The sequence below is a fragment of the Leptolyngbya sp. 7M genome, from assembly GCF_018128485.1.
On the sequence record NZ_CP070897.1, the window covers coordinates 3,666,292 to 3,685,298 of the forward strand.

General features: G+C 49.8%; 25 protein-coding genes, 1 rRNA gene, 2 pseudogenes and 1 other annotated feature. Of the genes and pseudogenes, 13 read left to right on the forward strand and 15 right to left on the reverse strand.

Annotated features, from left to right (window positions below):
- The first annotated feature begins 229 nt into the window (after window positions 1–229).
- Window positions 230–736, forward strand: a complete 507-nt coding sequence (locus JVX88_RS18415; protein WP_211619643.1) for a hypothetical protein — start codon at window positions 230–232, stop codon at window positions 734–736.
- 258 nt (window positions 737–994) lie between these two features.
- Here JVX88_RS18415 and JVX88_RS18420 read toward each other — a convergent pair whose 3' ends face one another.
- Window positions 995–2,431, reverse strand: coding sequence for a GMC oxidoreductase (locus JVX88_RS18420; protein WP_211619644.1), 1,437 nt, complete (start codon window positions 2,429–2,431; stop codon window positions 995–997).
- Between the two features lie 102 nt (window positions 2,432–2,533).
- Here JVX88_RS18420 and JVX88_RS44200 point away from each other — a divergent pair.
- The 5 genes and pseudogenes from JVX88_RS44200 to JVX88_RS18440 all read left to right on the forward strand — a co-directional run.
- Window positions 2,534–3,202 (forward strand): annotated as a pseudogene (locus JVX88_RS44200) (tetratricopeptide repeat protein); the annotation flags it as partial.
- 81 nt (window positions 3,203–3,283) lie between these two features.
- Window positions 3,284–3,706, forward strand: a pseudogene (locus JVX88_RS44205) (tetratricopeptide repeat protein); the annotation flags it as partial.
- 173 nt (window positions 3,707–3,879) lie between these two features.
- Window positions 3,880–4,167, forward strand: a complete 288-nt coding sequence (locus JVX88_RS18430) for a nucleotidyltransferase family protein (protein WP_211619646.1) — start codon at window positions 3,880–3,882, stop codon at window positions 4,165–4,167.
- Entirely contained in the window at window positions 4,164–4,514 is a 351-nt protein-coding gene (locus JVX88_RS18435; protein WP_211619647.1) for a DUF86 domain-containing protein, read from the forward strand. Before JVX88_RS18430 ends, JVX88_RS18435 begins: the two co-directional genes overlap by 4 nt.
- Window positions 4,501–5,085, forward strand: a complete 585-nt coding sequence (locus JVX88_RS18440) for a cytosine permease (protein WP_211619648.1) — start codon at window positions 4,501–4,503, stop codon at window positions 5,083–5,085. The genes JVX88_RS18435 and JVX88_RS18440 overlap by 14 nt, the downstream gene beginning before the upstream one ends.
- On the opposite strand, the gene JVX88_RS44210 is transcribed toward JVX88_RS18440, so the two are convergent.
- The 7 genes from JVX88_RS44210 to JVX88_RS18475 all read right to left on the reverse strand — a co-directional run bounded on the left by JVX88_RS44210 (window position 5,024) and on the right by JVX88_RS18475 (window position 8,070).
- Entirely contained in the window at window positions 5,024–5,272 is a 249-nt protein-coding gene (locus tag JVX88_RS44210; RefSeq protein ID WP_211619649.1) for a photosystem II biosynthesis protein, read from the reverse strand. The genes JVX88_RS18440 and JVX88_RS44210 overlap by 62 nt on opposite strands.
- Window positions 5,273–5,287: 15 nt before the next feature.
- Window positions 5,288–5,557: a 30S ribosomal protein S15 gene (gene rpsO / locus JVX88_RS18450; protein WP_211619650.1), complete on the reverse strand. Its 270-nt coding sequence runs from the start codon at window positions 5,555–5,557 to the stop codon at window positions 5,288–5,290.
- 466 nt (window positions 5,558–6,023) lie between these two features.
- Window positions 6,024–6,284, reverse strand: a complete 261-nt coding sequence (locus JVX88_RS18455; RefSeq protein WP_211619651.1) for a type II toxin-antitoxin system RelE family toxin — start codon at window positions 6,282–6,284, stop codon at window positions 6,024–6,026.
- On the reverse strand, window positions 6,281–6,517 hold the full coding sequence (locus JVX88_RS18460) for a hypothetical protein (protein WP_211619652.1): 237 nt from the start codon (window positions 6,515–6,517) through the stop codon (window positions 6,281–6,283). The genes JVX88_RS18455 and JVX88_RS18460 overlap by 4 nt, the downstream gene beginning before the upstream one ends.
- A gap of 145 nt (window positions 6,518–6,662) precedes the next feature.
- Window positions 6,663–7,229 carry a Uma2 family endonuclease gene (locus JVX88_RS18465; RefSeq protein WP_211619653.1) on the reverse strand — a complete coding sequence of 189 codons (567 nt, stop codon included), beginning with the start codon at window positions 7,227–7,229 and terminating at the stop codon, window positions 6,663–6,665.
- Between the two features lie 79 nt (window positions 7,230–7,308).
- On the reverse strand, window positions 7,309–7,506 hold the full coding sequence (locus JVX88_RS18470) for a hypothetical protein (RefSeq protein WP_211619654.1): 198 nt from the start codon (window positions 7,504–7,506) through the stop codon (window positions 7,309–7,311).
- Window positions 7,507–7,773: 267 nt separating this feature from the next.
- Window positions 7,774–8,070, reverse strand: coding sequence for an RNA recognition motif domain-containing protein (locus tag JVX88_RS18475; RefSeq protein WP_211619655.1), 297 nt, complete (start codon window positions 8,068–8,070; stop codon window positions 7,774–7,776).
- 190 nt (window positions 8,071–8,260) lie between these two features.
- Between JVX88_RS18475 and JVX88_RS18480 the strand changes: the two genes are divergently transcribed.
- From JVX88_RS18480 to JVX88_RS18490, 3 genes are all read left to right on the forward strand, one after another.
- Window positions 8,261–8,524, forward strand: a complete 264-nt coding sequence (locus JVX88_RS18480) for a pentapeptide repeat-containing protein (protein ID WP_225931618.1) — start codon at window positions 8,261–8,263, stop codon at window positions 8,522–8,524.
- Between the two features lie 174 nt (window positions 8,525–8,698).
- Complete coding sequence (infC, locus tag JVX88_RS18485) at window positions 8,699–9,166, forward strand: translation initiation factor IF-3 (protein WP_225931619.1); 468 nt, start codon at window positions 8,699–8,701, stop codon at window positions 9,164–9,166.
- A gap of 415 nt (window positions 9,167–9,581) precedes the next feature.
- Complete coding sequence (locus JVX88_RS18490; RefSeq protein ID WP_036010166.1) at window positions 9,582–9,782, forward strand: hypothetical protein; 201 nt, start codon at window positions 9,582–9,584, stop codon at window positions 9,780–9,782.
- 35 nt (window positions 9,783–9,817) lie between these two features.
- Here the strand turns inward: JVX88_RS18490 and JVX88_RS18495 are convergent, their stop codons facing one another.
- From JVX88_RS18495 to JVX88_RS18510, 4 genes are all read right to left on the reverse strand, one after another.
- A complete protein-coding gene (locus JVX88_RS18495; RefSeq protein WP_211619657.1) occupies window positions 9,818–10,270 on the reverse strand; it encodes a hypothetical protein in 453 nt (150 codons plus the stop codon).
- Between the two features lie 160 nt (window positions 10,271–10,430).
- Window positions 10,431–10,913 carry a hypothetical protein gene (locus tag JVX88_RS18500; RefSeq protein WP_211619658.1) on the reverse strand — a complete coding sequence of 161 codons (483 nt, stop codon included), beginning with the start codon at window positions 10,911–10,913 and terminating at the stop codon, window positions 10,431–10,433.
- Window positions 10,914–11,470: 557 nt separating this feature from the next.
- Window positions 11,471–11,740, reverse strand: coding sequence for a GlsB/YeaQ/YmgE family stress response membrane protein (locus JVX88_RS18505; RefSeq protein WP_211619659.1), 270 nt, complete (start codon window positions 11,738–11,740; stop codon window positions 11,471–11,473).
- A gap of 312 nt (window positions 11,741–12,052) precedes the next feature.
- The gene (locus tag JVX88_RS18510) at window positions 12,053–13,009 is read right to left on the reverse strand and encodes a hypothetical protein (protein WP_211619660.1); all 957 of its coding nucleotides are present in this window, start codon (window positions 13,007–13,009) and stop codon (window positions 12,053–12,055) included.
- Window positions 12,976–15,538 (forward strand) — a sequence feature (mutual gap in cmsearch alignment for this rRNA model is longer than 100). (Overlaps the previous gene by 34 nt.)
- Here JVX88_RS18510 and JVX88_RS18515 point away from each other — a divergent pair.
- Window positions 13,175–13,342 carry a hypothetical protein gene (locus JVX88_RS18515; RefSeq protein ID WP_211619661.1) on the forward strand — a complete coding sequence of 56 codons (168 nt, stop codon included), beginning with the start codon at window positions 13,175–13,177 and terminating at the stop codon, window positions 13,340–13,342. (Overlaps the previous feature by 168 nt.)
- A gap of 119 nt (window positions 15,539–15,657) precedes the next feature.
- Window positions 15,658–15,764: ribosomal RNA gene (gene rrf / locus JVX88_RS18520) — 5S ribosomal RNA — on the forward strand.
- Window positions 15,765–15,775: 11 nt separating this feature from the next.
- On the opposite strand, the gene JVX88_RS18525 is transcribed toward rrf, so the two are convergent.
- The gene (locus JVX88_RS18525; RefSeq protein ID WP_211619662.1) at window positions 15,776–16,615 is read right to left on the reverse strand and encodes a substrate-binding domain-containing protein; all 840 of its coding nucleotides are present in this window, start codon (window positions 16,613–16,615) and stop codon (window positions 15,776–15,778) included.
- A gap of 166 nt (window positions 16,616–16,781) precedes the next feature.
- Window positions 16,782–17,177, reverse strand: a complete 396-nt coding sequence (locus JVX88_RS18530; protein WP_211619663.1) for a hypothetical protein — start codon at window positions 17,175–17,177, stop codon at window positions 16,782–16,784.
- A 385-nt stretch (window positions 17,178–17,562) separates the two neighbouring features.
- Here JVX88_RS18530 and JVX88_RS18535 point away from each other — a divergent pair, with 385 nt between their 5' ends.
- Entirely contained in the window at window positions 17,563–17,706 is a 144-nt protein-coding gene (locus JVX88_RS18535; protein ID WP_211619664.1) for a hypothetical protein, read from the forward strand.
- 113 nt (window positions 17,707–17,819) lie between these two features.
- On the opposite strand, the gene JVX88_RS18540 is transcribed toward JVX88_RS18535, so the two are convergent.
- Entirely contained in the window at window positions 17,820–18,515 is a 696-nt protein-coding gene (locus JVX88_RS18540) for a calcium-binding protein (protein WP_211619665.1), read from the reverse strand.
- On the opposite strand from JVX88_RS18540, the gene JVX88_RS18545 reads away from it, so the two are divergent.
- Window positions 18,496–18,879 carry a YdcF family protein gene (locus tag JVX88_RS18545; protein WP_211619666.1) on the forward strand — a complete coding sequence of 128 codons (384 nt, stop codon included), beginning with the start codon at window positions 18,496–18,498 and terminating at the stop codon, window positions 18,877–18,879. The genes JVX88_RS18540 and JVX88_RS18545 overlap by 20 nt on opposite strands.
- Window positions 18,880–19,007: the final 128 nt, after the last annotated feature.

The window sequence follows — 19,007 nt, forward strand, 5'->3', positions numbered from 1 at the left end:
GCCATGATGCTCTATAGGCTTTGCGTAATTAAGTACCTCGGCATAATTAAAAACCAGATTCAAAACCCTGTGCCGCCCGCGCAGCGGGCGGCACAGGGTTTTGGGTTTTATGTTTAATTATGCTCACCTACTTAGTTGATCAATTCAAGGAATAAATTGATAATGTAAAGTCAATTCCATCATCCTCGTTTTGTAACAGAGGAGACACCATTCTTTCAAGGATTTGAATATGCCAAAAACCAAACAGCGGCCCTCTGCCGTCACCATTGTTTCTAAAGATGCGCTCGAACAGGCTGGTATAAGGTTACAAGAGTTGCCGGATAAACCCAAGGAATCTTGGTCTCTACGGGAGGCGGTCGCCATTTTGCAAGAGGATATTACAGACGCGCTCAACCGGGGATACACCTATGACGAAATCGTCAAACTCCTGGCCGGTAAAAACATTTCCATTACCGCTTCTTCGCTCAAACGCTATCTGGCGACCGCAAGGCGCGAAGGGAACGCCAAAACTAGAAAGCCCAGAAAACCTCGCAATCAGGCCCTAGCCGTTACACAACCAATGGCTACGACCCCATCTGCTGCCACGTTTGGGGAGCGATCGGCTCAACGGCAGGTCAGGAAAACCACAACCACTCGATCAGCAGCTAAAGCAACTCCTGTTAGTAAGAGCCGTGCTGCTGTTGGCAAGAAGGCTTCTTCCTCCACTACGGGTAAGCGAGGGCGTAATCCTGCATAAGTAGTACGCTCAGTCTCACAACGGCCATACTGCATGGGCGTAAATCCGAATTCATCGGTTGGGCACCGTCAGTTGATCACGGCTTTTGCTTAAGTGTCCTACTGGACTTGTTTCTAAATAGTCTGATTTGTATCGTTAGCAGTCATAGCTGCGCTCTCATCTACCTCCGCTACAGTTCTGACATTGGTTTGCCAAGGCTTTACGAACGATATTGAGTGTCAAAACCGCACTAAAGGAGCACACCCTGCTTAAGACCTGTTAAGACATCGATCCGGCAACTGATGTAGTTTTGATCGCCTGCTTGAGATGATCGGCTAGGCGCAGTGAGAGGGCGACAATGGTCAAGGTTGGATTGGCAGAACCTCCGGTCGGAAAGACAGAGCTACCGGCCATATACAAATTGGCCAGCTGATGCACACGACAGTTTTGATCTACAACTCCCTGCTTGGGGTCTGCATGCATTTGAGTCGTGCCCATATGATGCGCCACACCTGAGGGAGAACATAAGGCTGGTGCTTGAGCTGCATCATAGGCCAGTTTGCCAATTCCAGCGTTCGCCAGTTCCTCTGCTAGCAGTTTTTGATTATGAGCCGCACTGCTGCGATCCATGCTTCCCCATTGCCAGTGTAGCGCTGCTTTTCGATAGCCAAACCGATCCCGTTCCGCACTCAGAAACACCCGATTGCTGGGGTCGGGAGCCTGCTCAGTTTGAAAAAAGAATTGAAACATGCGAAAACGCTGCCGATTGTCAGGCATTTCTGACCAGCCACCCCGACCAAACCCGTGCAGCAAGGACTGATGTTGGGTTGCCGCAAGATAACCGGCTCGAGCGACATAATCCAAACCACCCAGAATGTGCCACAGATGTTGAGGCAGCTGATCGGGCAATTTTCCTCGCACGCCTGCTTCAGCCACGGTTTTGAAGGCAGCGATCGCCTTAAACTGTCTCCAACTCGGTCTAGGAAAGGCAAGAACAGCCAAGTTGAGTAAGTGCTTCTGCTGCATCAAGGTTGGACTTGGAGCCAGTTTGCCCAGAATGGGAGTGTTATCAACCCACCGCAGATCGTAAAGCGCCGTTTTGTTGAACAAGTTCGGATCATGGGGAATTAACATCCCTGCATCGACGAGGGGGTGATCCATAAAATACCGCCCTACTACATCGTATTGATTGCCAAGACCAGCAGGCTGTTGACGATTGGAAGCTAGCAACAGACGGGCATTTTCGATGCCACCCTGCGCCAATACAAAGAATTTGGCTGCAATCCAAAACTGTTTTCCGGCAAAGGTAGAAACTTTAACCCGCGCCACTGCCTGCGTAGATTCATGCGCTTCAATTTCCACTACGGTCGAATCAACACAAACTTTAATGTTGTTCGCTTGGGCAAGTGCGTCTCGGTAATCTTGGTAAAAAACCTGGCGTGGCCCAAACTGGAACACAGCCGTTTCGAATCGATCGGGGTTGAGGGGAAGCGGTTGACTGTCTGGCCGTTGCCAAGCTTCAGCATCGTAGGCATAGGGACCGGCTTGACAGACCGCCTGCGCCCGCTCATAGAACGGATCGAGATGGGACTTGGGGAAGGGCCAGCCGCTGTAGGGCAGATCGCGGTACTGCCGTTCGAGAATCGCAGCGGCAGCGGTGATACCGATTATCTTTCTGATGGGTTGGCTGATTCGCTGATCTATCGCCTTTCGCAATTGCCGAACCTGAAGGTAAGCCCGACGAGTTCGGTGATGCGTTACAAAGGCAAGGGCGGTGACACGTTGCAGATCGCAAAGGAGCTTAATGTCGATGCGGTAATGACAGGAAGGCTTGTTCAGGTCGGCGACAGCTTAAATATCAGCGTGCAACTGACTGACGCCCGAACCGACAAACTCATTTGGGCCGAGCAGTACGATCGGAAGTTGTCGGATCTACTGGCGACTCAGCGTGAGATAGCGACAACTATCACGCAGAAACTTCAACTCAAGTTAGCGGGCGACGAAACCGGCATTGCAAAAAAATACACGAACAGCAACGAGGCATACCAGCTTTATTTGAAGGGCCGCTATCATTTTGCGCGGCGAACAAAAGAAGACATCAACAAAGCAATTGAAAACTACGAGCAGGCTATCAAGATCGATCCTAATTTCGCGCTCGCTTACGCACGGATAGCCGAGGCGTATAACCAGATGTCCAACTATCCGTATGCTTCACCGAAGGAAGCTTTTCCAAAGGCGAAGGCGGCGGCTGAGCGAGCGATAGCAATTGACCCGACCTTATCGGAAGGCCACACGGCCATGGGGAACACCCTGACCTCATTCGACTGGAACTGGGCAGAAGCCGAGAAAAGCTTCAAGCGCGCGCTCGAACTTGATCCGAATAGCGCGGCCGCTCATTATCGGTACGCGTCCGAATATCTTATCTCCATCGGCAGGACCAAAGAAGCGGTTGCCAGCGTTGAACGTGCCCTGGAGATCGAGCCGCTTGACCCGAACATGGTCGCGAACCTTTCGCGGATATATCTTTATGACGGGCAACGCGAACGGGCGCTGGAACAGTCCCGACGTGCGTATGAGGCCGATCCAACTTTTGTCATTGCGCGGTTGCTTTATGGTATGACGCTCAATGCCACGGGTCTTTACGCCGAGGCAATATCGTTGAGCGAAAAGGAGCTTCAAAGCAGCCCGAACAACCAGCATATGCTTCTCGTTGCGGGTTTCGCATACGGGCGTTCCGGACGACGAGCGGAAGCCGAAGCGATCATCGAAAGGTTCAGGGAGATCTCCAAAACGCAGTACGTCATCCCGAGTTTCATTGCGGCGGTTTACGGAGGGATGGGCGAAAAAGAGAAGGCTTTTGCCGAGCTGGAGAGATCGATCGAGGCAAGAGATTCGTGGTTCAAATGGGGCAAGGTCGAACCGCTATTCGACCCGATCCGCGACGACCCGCGATTCGCTGGATTGCTGAAACGTATGAATCTGCCGGAATAGGGACAAAGATGAAACAATCGAATATCTGAACAAAGCGTATGAAGAGCGTTCAGAACAGCTAATTCCCATCAAGGTCAACAAAACCTGGGACTTCGTGCGAGACGACCTGCGATTTAAGGAATTGATCAAAAAGGTCAGGATCCCGAATAGAGGTATGTTAAATTATCGGTAATATGAAGATCGAGCAGATCACAAGCAAAAGAAATGAGATAGCAATGATCGCCAAACGACATGGAGCGACGAATATTCGTGTGTTCGGTTCAGTTGCACGCGGCAATGCTGACGATGAGAGCGACGTCGACTTTTTGGTTGATCTGGAAAAAGGACGAAGTTTACTCGATCTCGGCGGGTTGCTTATCGACCTGCAAGCATTACTTGGCCGACCAGTTGATGTAGTTACCGAAAAAGGCCTAAAACCTCGTATTCGCGAGAGAGTTCTCAGCGAGGCACGCGCGATATGAGAGATGACCGGGAACGGCTGCTCGACATTCTCGAAGCCATCGAGAGGATCGAAAAGTACACGGCCCGCGGTCGTTCTGCCTTCGAAGAAGACGAGCTGATCCAAACCTGGGTCCTGCACCACCTTCAGATCATCGGCGAGGCCGTTCGCGCGCTGTCACCCGTAACTACGTCAAGATCAGAAAATATCGAATGGTCAAAGATCATCGGAATGAGAAACATTCTCGTTCACAGCTACTTCAATATCGACACCGAAATAGTCTGGGCGGTCATCGAAAATGATCTCGATCGACTGAAGTCCGCAATAAACCAATATATCGAACAGTTGAACGACGATGAGAAGCACTGACTTTGTCGAGTTGAGCGAAGATGTCTCCGCATCGCCGTTGTGGAATGCGGACCTTGCGCCGACCAGCGTCGAGCAGCGGACATGGACGACGTGGAACATCGCCGCTTTGTGGATCGGAATGAGCGTCGTCATCACGACGTATATGCTCGGCGGTGGTTTTATTGCGCAAGGGATGACATGGTGGCAGGCGATGTTGACCATTCTGCTCGGCAACTGCATAGTGCTGATCCCGATGGTTTTGAACGCTCACGCCGGCACCAAATACGGTATCTCGTTTCCGGTTCTGCTGCGGGCTTCGTTCGGAACCAAAGGAGCGAACATCCCAGCCATCTTGCGGGCGATAGTCGCGTGTGGATGGTTCGGAATACAGACGTGGATCGGCGGGACGGCGATAGATGCTTTGCTGACGGCAGTTTGGAGCGGCTGGGCGTCGATCGACGCAGTGATCGCCGGAAATCCGCTGCACACGTGGATCTCGTTCTTTCTGTTTTGGGGAATTCAGGTTGTCATCATTCTGAAGGCACCATGCGGCGACTCACCACCTCAGGAATACCCTCGCTTCGTGCCTTAGATTTGGATTTTTGACTGCTTTTAAGGTTGCTTTTGCCAGATGCAGATGCCGCTTTTGTCTCAAGCTTGCTAGATTTCTTCTCGCTCTTCTTCTCGGACTGAGTGCTTTTAGGTTCAAACGGCATCGCTTTGCGCTTCGAGGCATCGCTCGAACCTTTTGAGGCATCTGGCTTTGGCTTCGCAGACATGGGTTTATCTCCGCTTTATCCCCGGATTCCTAGGCGGCTAATCAGTGCCCGATAGCGTTCTTGGTCTTGCTTGAGGATGTAAGCCAGTAGCCGTTTGCGCTGACCAATCATCTTTAGCAAACCCCGCCGAGAGGCATGGTCCTTCTTGTTTTCTCTGAGGTGAGCGCTGAGCCGGTTGATGCGCTCAGTCAAAATTGCCACCTGAACATCTGCCGATCCGGTGTCTGTCTCGTGAACTTGGTACTCCGAGATAATTTCTTGTTTACGCTCTTGCAGCAGTGCCATGAAACTAATTGATTCCTACTTATATAAGCCCAGTCGCCTATGATATCACATCTCAAGCGGTTGGGGCGCTGTTCGAGTCCGAAGAAGATTGTCAATTAGCTCTTCATCTTGCTTGCATCATTAGATGGAGAGATGGAAACGCTTTTGAGCAGGTGTTTTTATTAGTGCATTAGTGCTCTGACTCGTAGGGTCTTCATGCCACCTATTTCAGTCCGTCAATCGTTCCACTTCCGAGGTGCAAAGTTCGAGTTCCAAGCAGCAAGGTTCGAGTTCTGAGGCGCAAACTTTGGGTTTAGAAGGGCAAGCTTTGAATTTCGAGATGCAAGGTCCGAGTTCGGAGGGGGATTCTTGAAGAAGTTATGCTAACGGCTTTGTTTTGAAGGGCAGGAATTGAGTTCGGAGGGGGATCGAGGAGAAGAGGAGAATGAATTACTAGACTCAGTACGAAATTGAAGAAGACAAGCTGCTATTCTTCATAGACATCTAGACGATGCCCCACCTTAATTACCCTTATCATTAGCAATGCATCCTCAACACCGTAAACGATACTGTAGTCACCTGAGCGCACTCGATATTGGTTTTCCCATCCCTTGAGTTTCTTGCAACCGGATGGTCTAGGATCTTCTGACAGTCCCTCAATGAGGGCAATTAAATCTTTTTGGATTGCCAACGTGAGTTTTTTAAATTGCCGCTGTGCAGCAGGCTTAATCACAACCTGATGGCTCATTCCAGCCCTAGCTCTTGCTTCAGGTTATTTAGAGATGTTTCTCCTGGCTCCTGTAAAGCAGCATCCGCATCGAAACTGTCTATCTCGTCTTCTAGGGCCTCAAGGGGCAATTCTAAATCCACGTTGTATTTGAATTGCAAATATTGCAGAAAGTGATATAGCTCATCTAAAGCAGACCGAGGCAGCGAGGGCATCTCCAATACAACGGGTTCGGTTAACGGTAGAGTCGTCATAATTTATTTGAAAAACGGCTGGGAAACAAGATACTTCATATCTTAGCGACCTTCCTGAAGCGAGGAGGAAGCACTCTCTACCCCAGTCCAGATAGTTTTCAGAGCTAGCGAATTCTAGTTTGGCTTGAATCACCATTGCATCTGATCAGAAATCCCATTCTTCAAATAGTTCAGCAACTGCCATTGAAAAGCCTGGAACGATCGCTTCACCGTCTAACCTGTCTGGCGGACGCAGGAACTGATCCGGTTCGGGCGAATGATAAACCAACACATATTTCTCATCTGGATGAATTACCCAAACGAGGCGCGTGTCGTTCTCAAAATATTCCACAATTTTGGCGTGGATTTCCTCGATCGTATTGCTGGGGGAAAGGATTTCAACGGCCAGATCGGGCGAGCCTTGAAACAAACCACGTGGAGGACGCTTTAAGCCCTTGAGCCGTTCCTTAGCCACAAAAGATACATCGGGTGAGCGCTTGTTGCCATTCTTTAATGTGAACGCAGTGCTGGAATCACAAACAGCTCCCAGTTTATTTTGCTGAACAACGGCTGTTAGGGCTGCAACTAAAATACAGGCTACATAGCCATGCTCCATCCCCGAATTGCCCATATCGACTAGTTCTCCATTCACCACTTCATAACGGTGCCCGTCTTTGGACAACGCCATAAATTCCTCATCTGTCCAGACTTTGTTTTCGGTGGAGATTACCATAATCCTGTCCTGCTGGGAGTGTCTTCTCGTCCTTGCTTCTAGTGTGACATCTGATCAAGTTTGGCTTGGGGAAGCAAGCTTAATCCTCGTCCTCTAGAAGCTTTCCAAGATTGTGAGTATCCATTAAGTCCTTGTATCGGTCGGGCAGACTTTCTCGAAGTGTGTCCTCAACGATGCTGCTTACCGTTTGATCACTAAGACCAGATAGCGTCTTCAGTAGCCTGTCTAGATTAGGCGTGATATACAGGCGCAATTCGGTTTTCTTTTTCCTAGCCATCGAAGGTTCTTAGTGCCCACTCAGCCTCAGCGACCCAACGATCGTAGCGAGGTTTAAGAATCTCTCTTTAATTTTGGAAATTCTAGGTTGTACGAATTGCCGAATTGCTTTATATTCAAATCATGTCAAAAACACCCAGAACCCTGATCAAATCTGGGTTACATTCTCATGAGGTTTTTCCTATGATTACCCTTTCCGATGATGAAGTCGTTTTGATTCGGTCGCTGCTAAGCGCTGACGTTTTGTCTTTTGATTTGACTTTTGAGTTTAGTAGCGCCTCGTAAAACCGCTCTTGTTTCCCCAACCAGAAGAGTCTCTTTCTGCGCGGGGTCTAGCCTTATTCACCTTCAGATCACGCCCCATCCATTCACTACCATCAAGTGCAGCAATCGCAGCGGTCTCTTCTGCCTCATTTTCCATTTCGACGAAGGCAAATCCACGCATACGCCCCGTTTCCCGTTCTGTTGGTAACTGAACGCGCGTAACAGTGCCGTATTCGGTAAAAGCCTGGGTCAAGTCTGCTTCAGTAGCTTTATAGGACAAATTACCCACGTAAATTGACATAGCGGTTTCTCCAAAATCGTCAGGAGGATGTAGAGAATTAGATTCGGAGAAACGCTTGTGGGACGAATTACACACCCGAAAATAAGCCTTATAGAGAGCTTAACACAAAATTGACATAGCGGGACGGAATAAGCAGAAAAGAGTAAGAGAATTACGCTAGAGTTGTAGTATGAACATAACTGAACTTCAAATGCTATTGGCAGTAGGAGAACAAGATTTCCAGACTATTGATCTTAGCTCCGCTAATCTTAGCTGTATTGATTTGAGGGGAAAAAATCTCTCAAAAGCCAATTTACGCCATGCTAATTTGCGCTGGGCCGACTTGCGCCAAACCAATTTACACGGAGCCGATTTAAGAGGGGCTGACTTGAGCTGGGCTAGGCTAGAAGGTGCTGATTTGAGTTCGGCCAAGTTAAAAGGGGCTAAGATGCCCGATGGAACGGTTCATGGCTAAACAGGTTCATGGCTAAACAACGCTGAACCAATCAACAGAATCAGTGATCAGCTAATCGAATCATTAAAAAAGCATTTCTTTACAACATTTCAGCCAGCCTTCCGTTACCCTGAGTAAGTAAGCTAATCCAATCTTGCAAGTTTTAGGAGAATTATCATCGCTACAAAACAACTGATTAATCGGCAAATTAAATCCGCTCAGGTGCTTCTAATCGATCACGAGAATAACAATCGTGGTTTGGTAGATACTGGTGAAGCTCTCAGCCTTGCTGAAACTGCCAAGCTTGATCTAGTCATCGTTTCTGAAGGCAAAGAAATTCCGGTGGCTAAGATTTTAGACTATGGCAAGCACCAGTACCAACAGAAAAAACGGCGGCATTCTAGCGCTAGAACTACTGTTAAAGAGATTAGGTTGCGTCCTAACGTTGGTGAATCGGATTACAGCCTGCGGATTAGCAGAACTATTGAGTGGCTAGAGAAAGGGCATTCAGTCAAATTTCAGGTACGTTTACGCGGACGTGAACATCAAAATCGCGATCGTGCGGTAGATCTAATCGATCGAATCGTTACTGATCTATCCCAGGCGGGTAAAGTTCAAACCCTAGATAAACGCTCGTTAATTGTGCAGATAATTCCCTGCTAAACTCTCTTACTGAAGTTATTGGCAAGCGCGTGGCAGCTTAAACTGCGATTACTGGGGTGCTACGTGCTCTGCTTCGGCATTGCGTTATTGTTGGCTATTCGTTGGAGCACACAAAGCGCTAATGATGATTACTAGTGACTAAGCGCCAAGAACTTTACTTCACGAGAGAGGAAAAGGCTGTAGCGCCAATGTAAAGATTAAATTTAATCGTTCAATATTAATCTCTAGCCTGAGTTTCTGCTATACGCTATAGCTAGTTGGTTAGAAAAGCTAGTATTTATTCACCGAGCTATCTAGAGCTATCTAGGCAGTGTTTTAAAACCTTTTGATCCCCCCAGCCCCCTATACCCCTGTAGGGATGGGCCTTCGGCCTAGAACAAAGGCGAAAGCAGAAAATTGTTAACAAAAAGAGGTTATGATGATTAATTCAGATGTTTACACTCTCGAAGTCCTTCCAGGCACTCGTAATCATAAAGGGTATTTTGTTCAAGACACGGCCTACAAGCTAATTGCAATTGACCAAGCTGGCTGGGCATTGATCTGCATGGATGAAATGAGTTGTCACTATGTAGACCCTGACAACCTGCGCGAGATGGTTGCTCCTGTCGATGATTAGAGTTGTCTAGTCTCAGTAGAGATTGCGAAGAGCAACTACATGCCTTTCTCGCTTGGCAGAATGAAGAGATCGACGTATTCCCCAATTCCCAAACCGATGATGGCAACCGTGATCAGCACGCTCCATAGGTAGCACTTCCGCATCGTCAAAGCTTGGATCTCCTGCCAAGCTAACAAAGTAGTTAGCATTGGGATGACCATTAGAGGAACCAACATTGGAAATATAGCGATTAGGGCAGTAAGTATACTAATGGTGAAGGCAATCAGCAAGACCTGGGGTAAATAACCAAAGAGTCCTTCAAACCATGGAGTACTGCTCCAGGCAAACGCCACAGCCGCAACAGCAATCAAAATTCCTATAAATAGAAAAATGTAATAAACCGACAACTGCCATCCGACTAGGGCATAGGACAACCAAAGCAAACCGAGAGACAGCAGTGGCATTGTAGGGAAGGTTTGGGTTTTGATCTTAAAGTTATTACTATACATCAGTGCCTCAGAAGCTGAAAATTATCGTGAAATTATCGTGAGAATGTCAGCTGACGTGATTCAGTCTATGATTCAATCCTGGTGAGAATTATCAGATTGGCTGCTCCAGAACGGCAGTTGATTCACCTGCTCTAGCGTCAGCTCTACATAGGCCATTTGGCTAGAATTGCACCGCTCGCTCCAAGGCTTGAGCCAATTGCTTCAAAGCTTCTGGATTAAAGCGGTTTCCTTGATTGGGGTCAACGTAAGTTAACCAAACGCTCAACCGCTCGGTAGATGCAGCCTGCAAAATTGCCTCGGTCGCGCGGGTCAGGGCATTCGATGCCTGCTGCTGTTTCTGGTAGCGCTCCCACTCACCTTGAATTGTCTGCATGGCCCGGAGGCTGCGGCTAGCTCTAGCTTGCTTCAATTCATCGTCAGCCTGCTTGACCTGAGCTTGGGTGGCTTCTAATCGTTCGGTCAGGCAGCGCTCAAAAATTTCCCCCGTGCCAACTTCCACCTCCTGCACTAACTGCTGATAAATCTGCTCCTTTGATCGCAGTTGCCCCTTCAGGGTAATTGTCACAATCTGGTCAATCAGGGCGATATATCGATCGCGCAGAGAAGAATTGGGAGTGGAAGAACTTTCCGGTTCTGGGGCCATCGCCTGCTGTCCTCTAGCAAGTGAGCATCTTGATCAATCCTAGCGATCAATGGCTCAGTTTGGGTTTAGCTTGGGTTTAGCTTGGGCTTGGCTTAGTCTGGGCGCTTAGTTAGGCTCAGTTGGAGACAAAACCGGACTGGTGTCCTTATCATACTTCCAGGCATTCAGCCGGTCAACTGAGTCGGTAATTAGCGTAGGTAATAAGCAGAGTCCCTGGAATAGACTGACCGCTGGCATAGCTTGAGGGAAATCTCAGCCGTTTAACTAGATCACTAAATTTGACAAATTTGACACCGAATTTGATAGAACTGACCAGCAACCGCAACTCCCCTAGCTCAGCGGCTCAGCCTAGAATTGAGAAGTTAGGGCACTTAGCATTTAGCTAACATTCAACTGTCAGCAACCTAATCCATCTTCAACTCATTTCAGAGCAAAACTTGCAACTAGAGGAGTTCGTTGTGGTCCTACATGCTGGTTGATCCTGTGAACGAAGGACACCTCAGCAAGATGCACCAGTGGAAAGATGAAGCGAGATGCACCCTAAGCTTTAGGTTAAACTAAACAGCGCGACGAGTCATCAAACCCCATAGGAAAATGGCGATGATCGCACCAACCACTGCGATGATTAAACCGGGGATGCTCAAGCCAGTTGCCGCCAATTGCAATGTTCCTGTAGTGAGCAGCGTGTAGAGGCTACCACCAACAAAGGCGCCGATCACACCCAGCACGATAGTCGCCAAGATACCGCCGCCTTGATGTCCCGGATAGATCGCCTTGGCAATTGCTCCAGCCAATAGACCCAACAGTAACCACGCAATGATATTCATGATTTTACTCCGTTTTAATTTTCTCAGCTTTACTTACACATCTACGTTACCAATTTTGATGACAAAACCCTTCTATCTCAAGAAGTAACTAGACTCTTGAGCATGCTTCTGGGTATTACCTGGGTATTACAGATAACGTCATTCACACGAACGCTAACTGTGAGCCACCGCTCGCAGCGATCCTCATCAGCTCCTTAATTAGTTTTTCAACTAATCCTCTTAACTGTGATACAACCCTGGTATTTGCAAGGGCATGATTCTCAGGGCGGGTTCTCGTAGCGCGATTCGTATCTATCTATACAGACGACTAGTCTAGCGCTGAAATCCAGCGCCCGTTTTAGACTTAATCTTTTTCTTAGATTTATCTTTGCTGACTTCGATAACTGCTGCTTGGAATAAGTTATGTAAATGAATTGGCACGCTGGCAATCTCAGGTAATTCGGGTTGTAACGGCTTACCAAAGTCCTGTAAAACTTTGTCTAAATCCTGCAACAAATTGAAGTCTGGGCGCTCAAGTACCCGACGCAAAACCACCTCAAGCTGGGCCGGATATTGTTCGGCTAACTGATGCCAAACAAAAGCGGGAATTGCCGGATCTTCTAAAAACTTCCGCGCTAATGAGTCTGCGGTTGAATCGGCAGTTGAGGGAATAGCCGTATCGTCGTCGGTTGAAGAGCTGTTTGGATTACTAGTCAAGGCCGCTAAGCTAGCTTTGAACTGAGCGTAGTGGGGTGAGAACACTTGACCCCAGCGGGGATCGGTGAGAACTGTAACTTGTTCTGCTTTTTTCAAAGCAGGCGGCAATTCAACTTTGGGTGCCATCATTTTAGTTGACTGCTTGGCATCAAGCATTTGGTTGACCACCTTGGCATCGGCCCCCATTGCCGTAGCGGCTTCTTCCAACTCTTCCTGAGAAATGCCTGCTTCTTCAGCTAACTCCTGCACCGATTTAGAGTGATCAATGCCGGAGCGCTCAAGCTGTTTTTCAGTCATCACTTCTTGAAATTCGGCCAGTTTTTTGCTGAGCTGATAGCCCGACATTGTAATTTCGCCACTGCCAAAGAAATCAGTAAAATCTTGATGGTATCGCTCTACCGACTTCCACGCTTCTTCTAATAGATCTGGAGCATCGCTATAGAGGTGCTCTTTATAGTTTTGCTTAAAGTTACCAATCGCCACCGCTAGCTTGGGTTTGCCCAATTTTCCTAAAGCAATCCACTTGCTAGATACCATCCAGTCCGAATCGGACAGGGGCACAATTTGGGTCAATAAAATATCCCCTTCTTTTAGTTTGGCGGCGGCTTGTAGCTCTGCCTCAGTCAGCCTGACTGTGTAGGTTTTGGCAGTTGTCCAGTTCATTAACTCTAACCCATCTGGAAGCACCTCGGTGACTGGCCCTAGAGTAGATTCGGGCTCGGGAAACCCGGATTGAAGATGGGGGGTCCACCCTCCAAGGCTAAATACTCCTGGACGACCGATAGTGAACCAGTAAGGCGACTGAATGATGACAAGCACCGCGATGAGCGGGGTGAAAGAGTACCTGAAACCGTGTGCCTACAAGCGGTCGGAGGTCTTCGGACTGACGGCGTGCTTTTTGCATAATGAGCCGGCGAGTTAGTCTGCACGGCGAGCCTAAGCCTTATCGGGGCGGAGGCGGAGCGAAAGCGAGTCTGAAACGGGCGTTAAGTCGTGCGGGCTAGACGCGAAACCTTGTGATCTACCGTTGGCCAGGCTGAAGGGCGGGTAACACCGCCTGGAGGGCCGAACGGGTGACCGTTGAAAAGGTCTCCGATGAGCTGACGGGAGGGGTCAAAGTCCAATCAAACTGGGAGATAGCTCGTTCTCTCCGAAATAACTTTAGGGTTAGCCTCAGGTGTCAGCATGTGGGGGTAGAGCGACTGGATGATGGTCGGGGCCTACCCGGCTACCGCTGTCAACCAAACTCCGAATACCACATGTATTGGCCTGGGAGATAGACCCCGAGTGACAATATCCGGGGTCAAAAGGAGAACAATCCAGACCACCAGCTAAGGTCCCTAATGCTCGCTAAGTTCGAAAGGAAGTCAGTCTGCGGTGACAGCCAGGATGTTGGCTTAGAAGCAGCCATCATTTAAAGAGTGCGTAATAGCTCACTGGTCGAGGAGACTGGCGCCGATAATGATCGGGAATAAGCGGGCAGCCGAAGCTGTGGGCTCGAAAGAGCGGTAGGAGAGCGTTCCTGGTGCGGCGAAGCGGTTCCGTAAGGGGTCGTGGAGCGCCAGGAAGTGAATATGCCGGCTTGAGTAACGATTAGGCAGGTGAGAATCCTGCTCGCCGAATACCCAAGGTTTCCTGGGGAAGGTAAATCCGCCCAGGGTGAGCCGGGGCCTAAGACGAGGCCGAAAGGCGTAGTCGATGGACATCAGGTTAATATTCCTGAGCCAGCACCAAGGACGCATCCCGGAGTTCCGCGGCCTAACCAGATTGGCAGGCCCTTGTGGCCGACGCGGGGCGAAGGGGTGACCAGAAATACAGGTGCGTAGCCCGTACCAAAACTGACACAGGTGGGTGTGGTGAATAACCTCAGGCGCTCGAGAGAACGGTCGTGAAGGAACTAGGCAAGTTAACCCCGTACGTTCGCAAGAAGGGGGCCCTCGCCGCGAGGCAGGGCGCAGAGAAAAGGGACTGGGAACTGTTTATCAAAAACACAGCACTGTGCCAACACGCAAGTGGATGTATACAGTGTGACGCTTGCCCAATGCTGGAATGTCATGGAAGGGGGTCATCGCAAGAGAAGCTCTCGACCTAAGCACCAGTCAATGGCGGCCGTAACTATGACGGTCCTAAGGTAGCGAAGTTCCTTGTCGGGTAAGTTCCGACGCGCATGAATAGCGTAATCACTGGTCTCCTGTCTCCACGACCGACTCGGTGAAATAGTAGTGGCGGTGAAGATGCCGCCTCCCCGCAGCAAGACGGAAAGACCCCGTGGACCTTCACTGCAGGCTCGTATTGGCCATGAGCATACGCTGCGTAGCATAGGTGGGAGACTTTGAAGCCCTTGTTCCGGCTTGGGCTGAGTCACAATGTGAAATACCACCCTTTGTACGTTTGTGGCCTAACCTCGATTCCCGTCATCCGGGCGAGGGACAGTTCGTGTCGGGCAGTTTGACTGGGGCGGTCTCCTCCAAAAGAGTAACGGAGGAGTGCAAAGGTCGGCTCAGCACGGATGGAAACCGTGTCGAGAGTGCAAGAGCACAAGCCGGCTTTACTGCGAGACAGACATGTCGAGCAGTCACGAAAGTGGGCTCTAGTGATCCTGCGATCCCGAGTGGAAGGGTCGTAGCTCAACGGATAAAAGGTACCCCGGGGATAACAGGCTGATCGCGCCCGAGCGTCCATAGCGGCGGCGCGGTTTGGCACCTCGATGTCGGCTCATCGCATCCTGGGGCTGAAGGCGGTCCCAAGGGTCTGGCTGTTCGCCAGTTAAAGCGGTACGCGAGCTGGGTTCAGACCGGCGTGAGCCAGGTCGGTCCCTATCTGCTGTGGGCGTTCCAGATTTGAGCGGAGTCAACATTAGTACGAGAGGACTGTGTTGGACCAACCCCTGGTGATCCAGTTGCACCGCTCGGTGCACCGCTGGGTAGCTACGTTGGGCAGGGATAAACGCTGAAAGCATCTAAGCGTGAAGCCCCCCGCAAGATGAGATCTGGTTCCGCAAGGGTGAGACCCCTGGTAGACCACCAGGTTGATAGGCCGTAGATGCACGGGCTGAAAGGCCCTCAGTCGAACGGTACTAACGGTCGAACGTGATCGCACCAACCAGCCGCCGCGGCCGGACTTCCGGCCCGCGTGGTCACTCGTTGCCGGGCTATCGGCGCGACAGACGTTGTTCTTCTCCGGTTCATCACGCCGGTCGGCGACAGCCGATCGGCGAGTTTGTCGGTGAGCATAGGCCTTGGGAAACACCTGTTCCCATCCCGAACACAGCAGTTAAGCCAAGGCCGCCGATGATACTGCTCCGCGGGAAAGTAGGTGATCGCCGACTTTTGAGCCCCATCAGGTAAACCTGGTGGGGCTCTTTCTTTTTTCCGTGCTTGATCGGATATCCTTATAGACATAGCCACGCGGCTGCGAGAAGGGATAGCGCGGGTCATCGGGCAGCGTTTGGTGCATCGGGATGATCTTGACATTGCTCTGGTTCAGCACCTGATCGGCAATCGCATAGCTGATTCCATCCCGGCCTAGTTCTTGAATTACAGCAGCCGTTTCATCGGTAGCAACCTGAGTGGTGTTGGGACCAGTTTCAAACGGAGCTGATTGGAACACAGCATAGTTACTCAGCGATTTCCGGGTATCGCTAAAATCCGGTCGATCCACAAAGCGAATCGGTCCGGGCTGCCCGCCCAATTGCGACCAATCGGTAATTTCACCTCGGAAGATCCTAGCGAATTGGTCGAAGGTAATGTCGCCTTGGAACGGATTCTCTGGACCGACGATAATGGCGATTTTGCCGCGATTGATCGGCACTTCTACCAACCCTTGCGCCTTTTCAGCATCGGTCAACGGACGGCCCACGGCGGCCACAGTAATGTCACCATTTTGTAGGGCTTGCAGCGCTTGGTCTGTACCGTTGGCTGCCAGCTCAACCGTAGAGCCAGAGTATTTCTGCTGAAACCGATCCTTGAGCGCTTCGTTCACTACGGTCATGCTGGTCGAGCCATCGACCTTGACAGTTGCGCCTTCTGGCAGGGACTCAGGTAGGGGAAACGAGGTCGGCGAAGGAGATTGCGCCAAAACAGACGGTATGGCGAAGGTCTCGGCCAGCAGCTTGGGAGTCGCTGTGAGAGCCAACGCCGCAACGAAAAGCTTGAAAAAAAGAATATTTCTGGAATGCATGGTTGACACCCAAAATAATAGTCATCAGTGAAGCGCGATTCAGGAACAGACCAACGCCATTACGCTCATCTGAATGGGTATTCTGAATGCTTATCTGTACGCTGGAGGTACTGTTATACCTCAGCCTTGATTATCAATATCGCGAAACCATTCAGGGCATCAGAGGCTAAATTCGAACGACCGAGAGATGCACTTCTCCGTCGTTGTCTTCTAGATAGGTGTCGAAGAAAAAGGCACATAATGTAGCAGGTTCCAAGACTTCTAGCGTCAAGGTATCGTCATAACCGTTTAGAGTTGACCAGGTTGCTCCGACTGGAATACCTGTTTTTTTGTTGATTACCTTGCCGCCATAGATCCAAAGCAGCACCATTGGCTCGCCTTGATGACCAGAATTTGATTGGTAATTGAATGCACCAGCGCGAATCTTGACCACATTGGTTCCCGGCTCCAGTCGGGTTGAAACGGCGGTCTCCTGCTGAATTCGTTGCAGTAATCCGGCATCGAGGAAGAAACAGTTGCGCTTGCTGTCAACTTTCAGATCTGTAACTGCACACCCTTCCATTTTTAACAACCTCTTGATTATTCAACATTTGCAGAGTCAGAATATCAGATTCGGATTAGCAGCCCGTAGTGCATAGAGCACTTTATGGTACGGAAATACACTGCTAGCGATATCGATATTAAGATTGAGGTGCCGACTCAGACTAAACCAAGCATATACATTTCATTAAACTGTAATTAAACTACAGTAACCAAATACCCAGTTTTGTCAAGAATCCTTGCAGACAACTGCCTCAACAGATGCTTAATCACCGGGATGCTGTCCAGATCCTCGGTATGGATTCACATAGATAAGCAGAAATCCCACGCCCGGTGGGAACATGGGAGCGGCTACTTCAAGCACTCGGAGCTGGAATAATACAGCAATCCTGAATTTTTGATTAAGTATGCTCAGAGCATTCGTTCTATCCAAATGTTTGGTTAGTGCGGCTAGAGAGCGGCTAGAGATAGGCCAGATGGTGGTAGATGCAGATGGTACAGTTGCTCTATTGATAGTGCTCTATGATGCCTTGGCTCAGAATTGCGGTTGAATCCCCAGAATTGAATCTACTAAGTACCTCGGCATAATTAAAAACCAGATTCAAAACCCTGCGCAGCGGGCGCTGCAGGGTTTTGGGTTTTATGTTTAATTATGCTCACCTACTTAGGGTTGAATCACGATATCGCTAACCGCAAAATCAGGCGTACCTTGCAGGGTGACAAAGAGACCGCCGCCGCCATTGTTGCCGAATCCTCTAGCGCTACCATTCGCGTTGAAGAACAGTTTACCTGTTTCTTCGCTGAAGACAATGCGTTTGTTGCTAATCGCAGCATCTCTATCGTTAGCTACCAGGGCAATATCGTTTCTGGACAGTGGTCCGAAGGTCGTCTCATCTAGTACGATGCGGTCTACACCAGATGTAAAGTCTCTGATTGTGTCTTGACCAATTGCCCCCAGATTGAACGGTGAATTCAGATCGAAGAAGAAGCCATCTGCCCCTTCACCGCCGGTCATCACATCTCTACCTCGGTCGCCTTGCAGGTTGTCATTGCCCAGCCCGCCGCGCAAGATGTCGTTACCGTTTCCACCGAGGATGCGGTCATTGCCGGCTAAACCTTCCAGCACGTTCGCCACACCGTTGCCAAGAATTTCGTTATTCAATTCGTTGCCTGTACCGTTGGCAGCAGTGCCTTCCAGGGTCAGGTTTTCGACATTGCGACCCAGCGTGAAGTCAACGGTAGAGCGTACCAGATCGACGCCACCCAGCGAAGGAATCCCAGCCGCACTGCCCGTTCCTTCATCGACAATATCACCTGCATCTGTGACCAAATAAACATCGTTGCCAGTTCCGCCAATCATCTCTTCTGGCAGTAATCCAGAGTATGCAGAGTGGGTGTTTACTGAGGCAGGCATTGACCCCAATCGGATTCATCTAGACTATCAGGCGGTTGATACCGTCACCAACTTCACCACCCTGGCCGACTATTTCAAAACTCGCAATATTCGTAGCGTTTACCTAATCACCTCGGACTATCACATGCGTCGTGCTCAGGTGATTGGCGAGATTGTGCTCGGCAGTCGCGGCATTGATTTTCGCCCCGTTGCTGTACCCTCGGCCCGCTCACCCGAACCCCTCACTAAGGTGGTGCGCGATGCGGCGCGTGCGACGCTCTGGGTGGTAACTGGTGAAACCGGCTCAAGTTTGGCAGCAAAATTTAGATAAGGACTCAAAAAATAATACAAAAGTACTATTTAGACTGTCCATTTCGGGTTTGATCGGTCAACATGGAAAAGGGAGTGTTTAATATCAGTTCTTAGTTTTGAGTTTTAAGTTTTGAGTTACGGACCCTG